This window comes from Klebsiella sp. SYXHC3, from assembly GCF_057196925.1.
In genome coordinates this window covers 148,698-158,952 of sequence record NZ_JBXUNG010000009.1, presented here as the reverse complement: position 1 = coordinate 158,952, position 10,255 = coordinate 148,698, and the positions used below count along the sequence as shown (strand labels likewise).

General features: G+C 56.6%; 7 protein-coding genes and 1 tRNA gene. 4 read left to right on the top strand and 4 right to left on the bottom strand.

What is annotated here, in order from left to right; genetic code table 11:
* Position 1 precedes the first annotated feature (1 nt).
* A tRNA-Gly gene (locus AC2CGP_RS19960) sits at positions 2-77 on the bottom strand.
* Positions 78-369: 292 nt separating this feature from the next.
* Here AC2CGP_RS19960 and AC2CGP_RS19955 point away from each other — a divergent pair.
* Positions 370-1,101, top strand: a complete 732-nt coding sequence (locus AC2CGP_RS19955; RefSeq protein ID WP_047740142.1) for an arginine ABC transporter substrate-binding protein — start codon at positions 370-372, stop codon at positions 1,099-1,101.
* 41 nt (positions 1,102-1,142) lie between these two features.
* Here AC2CGP_RS19955 and orn read toward each other — a convergent pair whose 3' ends face one another.
* A complete protein-coding gene (orn, locus tag AC2CGP_RS19950) occupies positions 1,143-1,688 on the bottom strand; it encodes an oligoribonuclease (protein WP_015704162.1) in 546 nt (181 codons plus the stop codon).
* A gap of 94 nt (positions 1,689-1,782) precedes the next feature.
* Here orn and rsgA point away from each other — a divergent pair, with 94 nt between their 5' ends.
* From rsgA to mscM, 3 genes are all read left to right on the top strand, one after another.
* Positions 1,783-2,844 (top strand): small ribosomal subunit biogenesis GTPase RsgA, encoded by a 1,062-nt coding sequence (gene rsgA / locus AC2CGP_RS19945; RefSeq protein WP_047042051.1) that lies wholly within the window; start codon positions 1,783-1,785, stop codon positions 2,842-2,844.
* Between the two features lie 150 nt (positions 2,845-2,994).
* Positions 2,995-3,957, top strand: a complete 963-nt coding sequence (asd, locus tag AC2CGP_RS19940) for an archaetidylserine decarboxylase (protein WP_015368643.1) — start codon at positions 2,995-2,997, stop codon at positions 3,955-3,957.
* Between the two features lie 24 nt (positions 3,958-3,981).
* Positions 3,982-7,308 (top strand): miniconductance mechanosensitive channel MscM, encoded by a 3,327-nt coding sequence (gene mscM, locus AC2CGP_RS19935; RefSeq protein WP_032713503.1) that lies wholly within the window; start codon positions 3,982-3,984, stop codon positions 7,306-7,308.
* Positions 7,309-7,351: 43 nt separating this feature from the next.
* Here mscM and yjeM read toward each other — a convergent pair whose 3' ends face one another.
* Both yjeM and epmA read right to left on the bottom strand, forming a co-directional pair.
* Positions 7,352-8,854 carry a glutamate/gamma-aminobutyrate family transporter YjeM gene (yjeM, locus tag AC2CGP_RS19930; protein WP_045362543.1) on the bottom strand — a complete coding sequence of 501 codons (1,503 nt, stop codon included), beginning with the start codon at positions 8,852-8,854 and terminating at the stop codon, positions 7,352-7,354.
* A 202-nt stretch (positions 8,855-9,056) separates the two neighbouring features.
* Positions 9,057-10,034 carry an elongation factor P--(R)-beta-lysine ligase gene (epmA, locus tag AC2CGP_RS19925; RefSeq protein ID WP_015368646.1) on the bottom strand — a complete coding sequence of 326 codons (978 nt, stop codon included), beginning with the start codon at positions 10,032-10,034 and terminating at the stop codon, positions 9,057-9,059.
* Positions 10,035-10,255: the final 221 nt, after the last annotated feature.

Sequence of the window (10,255 nt, the reverse complement as noted above, 5' to 3'; positions counted from 1 at the left end):
TTGGAGCGGGAAACGAGACTCGAACTCGCGACCCCGACCTTGGCAAGGTCGTGCTCTACCAACTGAGCTATTCCCGCGTTACTGCTTTTTTGCCATATTTCGATGGCGTCGTAATTTGCATTTCTGCGTCGTTACGGGAGGCGCATTATACGAGAATTCGATTCACCTGCAACCCCCTGGCGAGCACTTTTTTTCGTTTTTTGTTTGAATGGACATTTTCTCGCCACACAGCCCACTGAATTGTATAAATAACCGCCATAATTAGCAAAATATCTTTTTACCCCCGCGCGAATGGCGCAAAATCGCCCGCATTACACCGCGGAGGTTATCCGCGATAAGGTCCACCATGACGACAATCAGGGATTCAGAATGAAAAAAGCGCTTACCGTCCTGCTGCTGACCACATCCTTCATCGGAACGGCTTCTGCCGAGACGCTCCATTTTGGCACCACAACCGCCAATCCGCCGTTTGAGACCGTCAAAGGCAAAGGCCAGGCAACGGGTTTCGACATTGATTTGGCCAATGCGCTGTGTAAGCAGATGCAAGCGGAATGCAAATTCACGCCGCAGCGCTTTGATACCCTCATTCCGGCGCTGCGCTTTAAAAAGTTCGACGCCATTATCGCCGGCATTGAAGTGTTGCCGATGCGTGAAAAGCAGGTCGCCTTCAGCCAACCTTATCGCCAGGAGCTCTCCGGCGTGGTAGTCACGGCAAAAGACGCCGCCCACGGGTTTGCCGACCTGCAGGGTAAAAAGCTCGCCGTCGTCAAAGGTAGCGTCCACCAGCGTTATCTACGCGATAAACAAAAAGGCATTCAAACCGTCGCCTTTGGCAGCGATAGCGACGCGCTGGCGGCGTTGAAAAGCGGCGAAGTCGACGGCGCGATCGGCGATTTAGCGACGATGGACCAGTGGCTGGCGGAGAATCCTGATTACGCAGAGATGAAAGAGCGCGCCACCGACCCGGCCTACTACGGCAAACAATATGCCATCGCGGTACGCAAAGACGACCCGGAGTTGCTTAAGCAGATTAATGACGCGCTGGAGGTCGTGAAGGCGTCGCCGGAGTTCCAGCAGATGGAACAGAAATGGTTTAAGTAAGGCAGCAAAAAGAACGGGGCCATGAAGGCCCCGTTTACGCTTCAGAGCTTAATAAAATGCTCGCGATAATAGGCTAACTCGGCGACGGATTCGCGGATATCGTCCATAGCCTGGTGAGTGCCCTGCTTTTTAAACCCATCAAGGATTTCCGGCTTCCAGCGGCGCGCCAGCTCTTTTAGGGTGCTGACGTCGAGATAGCGATAATGGAAGTAAGCTTCCAGTTCCGGCATATATTTGAACAGGAAGCGGCGGTCCTGACCGATGCTGTTGCCACAAATTGGCGATTTCCCTGCCGGCACCCACTGCTTGAGAAACTCAATAGTGGCCAGTTCCGCTTCGCGGTCGCCCACCGTACTGGCCTTCACGCGATCGACCAGCCCGCTGCCGGTATGAGTACGCACGTTCCATTCGTCCATTAGCGCCAGCTGAGCATCAGACTGGTGCACGGCAATGGTCGGGCCTTCTGCCAGAATATTCAGATTCGCGTCGGTGACCAGGGTGGCAATTTCGATAATGCGATCGCGCTCGGGATCCAGCCCCGTCATCTCAAGATCGATCCAAATCAGGTTGTTTTCATCTGCACTCATGCTATTTTCCACCCTTCTTGCGTGACTATATTCATCTAAAATAGCGTGTATCATAGAGGTTTTGCCCCATCAGGGCGACCAGGAGCCAGTTCGATTGAGTAAAAATAAGCTCTCCAAAGGCCAGCAGCGCCGCGTCAAGGCCAACCACCAGCGCCGCCTGAAAACGACTTCGGAGAAGGCCGACTACGATGACAACCTGTTTGGCGAGCCTTCAGAAGGCATCGTCATCAGCCGTTTTGGTATGCATGCCGATGTCGAATCCGCGGAAGGCACGACCCACCGCTGCAACATTCGCCGGACCATTCGTTCCCTGGTGACCGGCGACCGCGTGGTCTGGCGGCCAGGTAAAGACGCAGCCGACGGGGTCAACGTCAAAGGTATCGTCGAAGCGGTACATGAACGCGCCTCGGTGCTGACGCGCCCGGATTTTTACGACGGCGTAAAGCCTATCGCGGCAAATATCGACCAAATCGTGGTGGTTTCGGCCATTTTACCCGAACTGTCGCTCAATATTATCGACCGCTATCTGGTGGCCTGCGAAGCGCAGAATATCGAACCTCTGTTGGTACTGAATAAGATAGACCTGCTGGACGATGACGGCATGGCCTTCGTCAACGAGCAGATGGATATCTATCGCCAGATCGGTTATCCGGTATTGATGGTGTCCAGCCATACTCAGGACGGCCTGAAGCCGCTTGAAGAGGCGCTGACCGGGCGCATCAGTATTTTTGCCGGCCAGTCCGGGGTGGGTAAATCCAGCCTGCTGAACACGCTGCTGGGACTGCGGGATGAGCAAATCCTGACGAACGACGTCTCCGATGTGTCAGGGCTCGGCCAGCACACCACCACCGCCGCGCGTCTTTATCACTTCCCGCACGGCGGCGATGTGATCGACTCCCCGGGCGTCCGCGAGTTTGGCCTGTGGCATCTTGATGCGGAACAAATCACCAACGGCTTTGTCGAATTCCATGATTATTTAGGCCATTGCAAGTATCGCGACTGCAAGCACGACACCGATCCGGGCTGCGCCATTCGCGAAGCGGTAGAAAAAGGCGCCATCGCCGAAAGCCGTTTCGCCAACTATCACCGCATCCTGGAAAGTATGGAACAGGTGCAGGTAAAAACGCGTAAAAGCTTTTCATCAACCGACGACTGACATTTAAGCTGTCGTCGCTATACGTACTCGCTTTGCCAGCACAACGGCGCGGATACAATTCGCTGAAGTTTACGTATAGAATCGTCCCCCTTTTCAGTACCCCGCGCCAAAGCGGGGTCAGGAACGACAATTAACGGCCTGGAGGCTACCTTGTTAAACTCGTTTAAACTCTCGCTACAATATATTCTGCCTAAACTGTGGCTCACCCGCCTCGCAGGCTGGGGGGCAAGTAAACGAGCAGGCTGGCTGACTAAACTGGTTATCGATCTGTTCGTCAAATACTACAAGGTCGATATGAAAGAGGCGCAGAAGCCAGATACCGCCGCTTACCGCACCTTTAACGACTTCTTCGTTCGCCCGCTGCGTGACGATGTTCGCCCGCTCAACACCGATCCTAACGTGCTGGTGATGCCGGCTGACGGCGTTATCAGCCAGCTTGGCGCTATCGAAGATGACAAAATTCTGCAGGCCAAAGGCCACAATTACACCCTGGAAGCCCTGCTGGCGGGTAACTACCAGATGGCTGACCTGTTCCGTAACGGTAGCTTCGCCACCACTTACCTGTCGCCGCGCGACTATCACCGCGTGCATATGCCGTGCAACGGTATCCTGCGTGAGATGATCTATGTCCCGGGCGATCTGTTCTCGGTAAACCACCTGACCGCGCAAAACGTACCGAACCTGTTTGCCCGCAACGAGCGCGTCATCTGCCTGTTCGATACTGAATTCGGCCCGATGGCGCAGATTCTGGTCGGCGCAACGATTGTTGGCAGCATCGAGACCGTCTGGTCCGGCACCGTGACGCCGCCGCGCGAAGGCATTATCAAGCGCTGGACCTGGCCTGCAGGCGAAAGCGAAGGCTCCGTTGCGCTGCTGAAGGGCCAGGAGATGGGTCGCTTTAAACTGGGCTCAACGGTGATTAACCTGTTTGCGCCGGGCCAGGTGAAGCTGGTTGAACAACTGCAAAGCCTGTCAGTCACCAAAATCGGCGAACCGCTGGCCACGGCCGTAGAAACTGATATCTCCGTGGAACCTGCGCCGTTGCCGGAAGAAGAGATCCGCGCCGAACACCGCGCCAGCCCGCTGGTTGACGATAAACAAGACGAAGGTTAATTCCTGACGACAAAGGGTTACGCCGTGCGCCTGATATACACTTTTCTGTTGGCCTTGAGCCTCAGCTTCGGGGCGTACGCAGCGACAGCTCCGGACGTCAAGCAAATTACCCAGGAACTGGAACAGGCGAAGGCGGCGAAACCCGCCCAGCCTGAAACCGTCGAAGTCCTGCAAGCCGCGCTGAATGCGCTTGAGGAGCGCAATGCCTCCGTTGAGCGCGCTCGCCAGTACCAGGACGTCATCGATAATTTCCCCAAACTGTTTCAAACTCTCCGCGCCCAGTTAGCGAATGTCGGCGATACGCCGCACCAGGTGCCTACCGCCCTCACCGCCGACGCGCTGAATCAGGAGATCCTGCAGGTCAGCAGCCAACTGCTGGAAGCCAGCCGCCAGGCGCAGCAGGAACAGGATCGGGCGCGGGAAATTGCCGACTCTCTCAACCAATTGCCTCAACAGCAAACCGACGCCCGCCGCAAGCTTAATGAGATTGAACGCCGCGTCGGCGCGCAGCCCGGCAATACGCCGTTGGCGCAGGCGCAAAATCTCGGTCTGCAGGCGGAATCCGCGCGTCTGAAAGCGCTGGTCGACGAGCTGGATCTGGCCCAACTCTCCGCCAACAACCGCCAGGAGCTGTCGCGCATCCGCTCTGAGCTGGCGCAGAAACAGAGCGAACAACTCGACGCCTACCTGCAGGCGCTGCGTAATCAGCAAAACAGCCAGCGCCAACGCGAAGCGGAAAAGGCGCTGGAAAGCACCGAGCTGCTGGCGGAAAACAGCGAAAACCTGCCGCCGGGGATCATCGACCAGTTCAAAATCAACCGCGAGCTGTCGCAGGCGCTCAATCAGCAGGTCCAGCGCCTGGATCTGGTAGCCTCGCAGCAGCGACAAGCCACTAATCAAACGCTCCAGGTGCGCCAGGCGCTGAACACCCTGCGCGAACAGTCGCAGTGGCTGGGATCATCGAATCTACTGGGCGAAGCGCTGCGCGCTCAGGTCGCCCGTCTGCCCGAGCGCCCGCGCCCACAGCAGTTAGATACTGAAACGGCCCAGTTGCGCGTGCAGCGCTTGCATTACGAAGACCTGCTCAGCAAGCAGGCGCAGCTACGGCTGATTCGCCAGGCCGACGGCGAACCGCTCACCGCGGAACAAAACCGCATCCTGCAGGCGCAACTGCGCACCCAGAGCGAGCTGCTTAACTCGCTGCTGCGCGGCGGCGATACCTTGCTGCTCGAACTGACGAAACTGAAAGTCGCCAACGGCCAGTTAGAAGACGCGCTGAAAGAAATTAACGAAGCAACCCACCGCTATCTGTTCTGGACCTCGGACGTCAGCCCAATTGGCTTCTCCTGGCCGCTGGAAGTGGTGCAGGATCTGCGTCGTCTGATCTCGCTTGATACCATCAACCAGCTCGGCAAGGCCAGCGTCATGATGCTGACCAGCAAAGAGACGCTGTTCCCGCTGTTTGGCGCGCTGGTGCTGGTGGGCTTCAGTATCTATTCGCGCCGCCACTTTACCCGCTTCCTTGAGCGCTCCAGCGCGCGGATTGGCAAGGTGACTCAGGATCATTTCTGGCTGACGCTGCGTACCGTGTTCTGGTCAATTCTGGTGGCTTCGCCGCTGCCGGTATTGTGGATGACGCTCGGCTACGGATTGCAGGCGGCCTGGCCCTTCCCGCTAGCGGTCGCCATTGGCGACGGCGTGACCGCCACCGTGCCGCTGCTGTGGGTAGTGATGATTTGCGCTACCTTCGCCCGGCCGAATGGATTGTTCATCGCCCACTTCGGTTGGCCGCGTAACCGCGTCGCCAAAGCCATGCGCTACTACCTGATGAGCATTGGCCTGATTGTGCCGCTGATAATGGCGCTGATCATGTTTGATAACCTCAACGACCGCGAATTCTCCGCCTCGCTGGGCCGCTTGTGCTTCATGCTGATATGCGGCGCGCTGGCGCTGGTTACGCTGAGCCTGAAACACGCCGGGATCCCGCTGTATCTTGATAAAGCGGGCGACGGCGAGAACATGGTGAACCGCCTGCTGTGGAACCTGCTGCTCGGCGCGCCGCTAATCGCGATGCTGGCGGCGGCGGTGGGCTATCTTGCCACCTCGCAGGCGCTACTGGCGCGACTGGAAACCTCGGTCGCCATCTGGTTCCTGCTGTTGGTGGTTTACCATATTATTCGCCGTTGGATGTTGATTCAGCGTCGGCGTCTGGCCTTCGATCGCGCCAAACACCGCCGTGCGGAAATCCTCGCCCAGCGCGCCCGCGGCGAAGAAGATACCGCCCACTCCACCAGCACCGAAGGCTCGGTCGAAGCGGAAGTCAGCGAAGTCGACCTCGACGCCATCAGTACCCAGTCCCTGCGCCTGGTCCGCTCGCTGCTGATGCTGATAGCCCTGCTGTCGGTGATTATTCTGTGGTCGGAAATTCACTCGGCATTCGGCTTCCTCGAAAATATCTCGCTATGGGATGTGACCTCCACGGTACAGGGCGTCGAAAGTCTTGAGCCAATTACCCTCGGGGCCGTACTGATTGCCATTCTGGTGCTGATTATCACCACCCAGCTGGTGCGCAATCTCCCGGCGCTGCTGGAGCTGGCGATTCTGCAACATCTGGATTTGACGCCGGGTACCGGCTACGCCATCACCACCATCACCAAATATCTGTTGATGCTAATTGGCGGGCTGGTCGGCTTCTCGATGATTGGTATTGAGTGGTCGAAACTGCAGTGGCTGGTGGCGGCGCTCAGCGTCGGTCTTGGTTTTGGTCTACAGGAAATTTTCGCCAACTTTATCTCCGGCCTGATCATCCTGTTTGAGAAACCGATCCGTATCGGCGATACGGTCACTATCCGCAGCCTGACCGGTAGCGTGACGAAAATAAATACCCGCGCCACCACCATCAGCGACTGGGACCGCAAAGAGATCATTGTGCCGAACAAAGCGTTCATCACCGAACAGTTCATCAACTGGTCGCTGTCGGATTCGGTCACTCGTGTGGTACTGACTATCCCGGCGCCCGCGGAGGCCAATACGGAAGAGGTCACGCAGATTCTGTTGACCGCCGCTCATCGCTGCTCGCTAGTGATTGATACCCCGGCGCCGGAAGCGTTTCTCGTTGACCTGCAGCAGGGGATTCAGATTTTCGAGCTGCGTATTTACGCCGCCGAGATGGGACACCGTATGCCGCTGCGTCATGAGCTACATCAGCTGATTCTGGCGGGTTACCGCGCGCATGGCATCGACATGCCGTTCCCGCCGTTCCAGATGCGTCTGGAAAGCCTGGATGGCCTACGCAGCAGCCAGCCGCTGAACTCAGCGGGTAAAAGCAGCCGTACGCCAGGAAGTTTGTAAGCACTAACTAGCCCGGTGAGCGCTTCACCGGGCATTCTCTTTCTTAACCCTCCGCCAGCGCTACCTGTACCGCCGTTCTCTGACGATAGTTCTCGTAGATCCCTAACGCCAGTAGCGAGAAGAAAATCGGCCCGCCGACCATCCACAGCGTACTGTTCCAGTCGCCGGAATCCATCACCGGCTGAATAACGGTGAAGATATTGGCGAACGCTACCACCAGTACCACTATCGTCGTCGCCAGCAGCGTACTTATGCGGCTTTTGAACATCACAAATGGACGATCGAGCTCGGCTTGGGCCTTAAAGAACGGGAACGCGATCGCCAGGAACAGATACGGCAAGGTCATCGAGACGTTCGCCATCAGCGTTAGCTTGTTATAAAACGCCGAGGCGGTATCGCCGCCGAAGGAGACCAGCAGGATAAACAGACTCACCAGCAGACACTGCAGCCACATGGCGTTAGCCGGCATGCCGTTGCCGTTGACTTTGGTCATCATCGTCGGCCACAGCGCTTTCGGCGTCCCCTGAATAATCGCCTTCAGCGGCGAATAGCTCAGGGTGAAGAATGCGCCGGTATAGGCCAGGAACATCGACAGCCCGGTAATGCGTGCAAACCATACGCCGGTCAGCGCCGCCGCCTGCGGCGACAGATGCAGCGCTTGCCCAAGCGTTGCGCCAAGGCTGGTCATCAACACATAGGTGATATTGCCGAGGTTGGTACTGTGGTTGCTCAATACCTGCTGCCAGTTGGCGCTGACGCCCCACAGCACGATGGCCAGCGAGTAGCCGATCGAAATCACCAGCGCGGCGATAATAATACCTTTGGCAAAGTTCTTTTCCGGCTTCTCGGTTTTATCCACCAGCCCGCCGACCGCTTCAATTCCGCCATAGGCGAAAATGGCGAATACCACGAAAGAGAGCATCGCCAGCCCCGATTGATATCCTGGGTTCGGCGACGCCGTGAAATCCAGCGATTGTGCGAAATGGCCGCCGTTCAGCAGCAGAATCGCCCCACTCACCAGCAGAAGCACCAGGTTCAGGCACATCACCGCGATGCCGCCGACGGCGGTAATTTTGGCAATCTTATTTATCCCTTTCGCCGCCACCAGCGTCACCAGCACCATCCAGCAGGCGGCCAGCACGCCGACGGTTTGCGTCGAGGTTAAGCCGGCAAAAGCCCAGCTCTGGGTTTTATCCGCGCCGAAGAGAAAGGTCGAAAAAGGGACCCAAATTTTCGCCGCGGTGCTGACCATCCACACCACATAAGAGGAAAACCACATAAAGGTGCCGATAAACGCAAAGCGCGGCCCGACGCTGCGGTTCATCCACGAATAGATCCCGCCCTCTTCCTTACGATATGCCGAGCCCATCTCCGCCATCATTAAGGCGAAAGGAATAAAGAAAAACAGCGCCGAGAAAAGATAAAACGGCATCGCGCTATAACCCATCAGATAAAACGCCGAAGGGCTGTTGGCAAAGCCAAACACCGAAGTAAAGATCATTAATATCAGCCCAATCAGGCTCATCTTCTTGATTTGTTGAGGCATAAATCGATCCAAACGTGAGCGTCGCCGAACGGCGTCGCCAGGTAAGCAGAAATTGAACGCGGATCCTAGCAATAATCCAGTTTGAAATTGTGGTTATTAGGGCTAATGCAGCGGGGAGAACTGTAAAAATCTTTGAATGAAGGGGAAAACGCTAACGGCGGGAAACGGCTTCCCTCTCCTCATGAAAGGGAAGCGCAGTTCATCAGGCGCGATCGACGGTGAATGAGATCACTTCGCCGATGGTCTCTACACCTAACGCCAGCATCACCAGGCGATCGACGCCCAGCGCGACGCCGGAACAATCCGGCAGGCCGGCTTCCAGCGCAGCCAGCAGATTATAGTCGATGGGCTGCTCCGGCAGGCCGCGGGCCGCACGTTTGCGGTTGTCCTGCTCAAAACGCTGCTGCTGTTCGCGCGCGTCGGTCAATTCATGGAAACCGTTCGCCAGCTCCATCCCCTTATAGTAGACCTCGAAGCGCTCGGCGACGCGGTGATCTTCGGTGCTGATCTGCGCCAGCGAAGCCTGGCTTGCCGGGAAGTGATAGACGAACGTCGGACGTTCTTTACCGATGTGCGGCTCTACGCCCATGGCGAACAACAACTGCAGCAGCGTATCGCGATCTTCTTCCGTATCAGCGATATTACTGAGATCGAGCTTTGCCGCCACTTCGCGCAGCTGGGTTTTATCTGCCGAGAGCGGATCGATCTCCAGATAGCGCTGGAAGGCCTGTTGATAAGAGAGGCTTTCCGCGGGTTGGCACTCGAGCACCTGCTGCAGTAAATCGTCAACTTCGTTAATCAGACGATACATGTCGTAGCACGGACGGTACCACTCCAGCATGGTGAACTCTGGATTGTGGTGACGACCCATCTCTTCATTACGGAAGCTTCGGCACAGCTGAAATACCGGCCCACACCCGGCGGCCAGCAGCCGCTTCATGTGGTATTCCGGGCTGGTCATCAGATACAGATTCAGACCCTGAGAGTGGCCGGGGCCGACGAAACGGGTTTCAAACGGGAACATGTGGATATCGGTCACCGTTGCCTGACTCATACAAGGCGTTTCCACCTCCAGCACGCCGCGGTCGGTAAAGAAACGGCGAATTTCCGCCATTACAGCCGCACGTTTTAACAGATTTGGAATGGATGCGCTCGGCTGCCAGGTTGCCGTCTCGCTCATGGTACTTTTCTCCGATTTCATACAAGGGCACGAAGTCTACTCGCAACCGTCGAGTGAAACAAATTTTGTGCAATCCGGCGGCGATATTACATCCTGATAATTTATTGCTAACTTAATTGCATAAATAAAATTGATAAATTAGCGCACGGATTGATAAAAAAATCGAACGCGTCAATTTTCCCCACCATCCCTATGGCTATACTCATTTACCTATAAAGGAG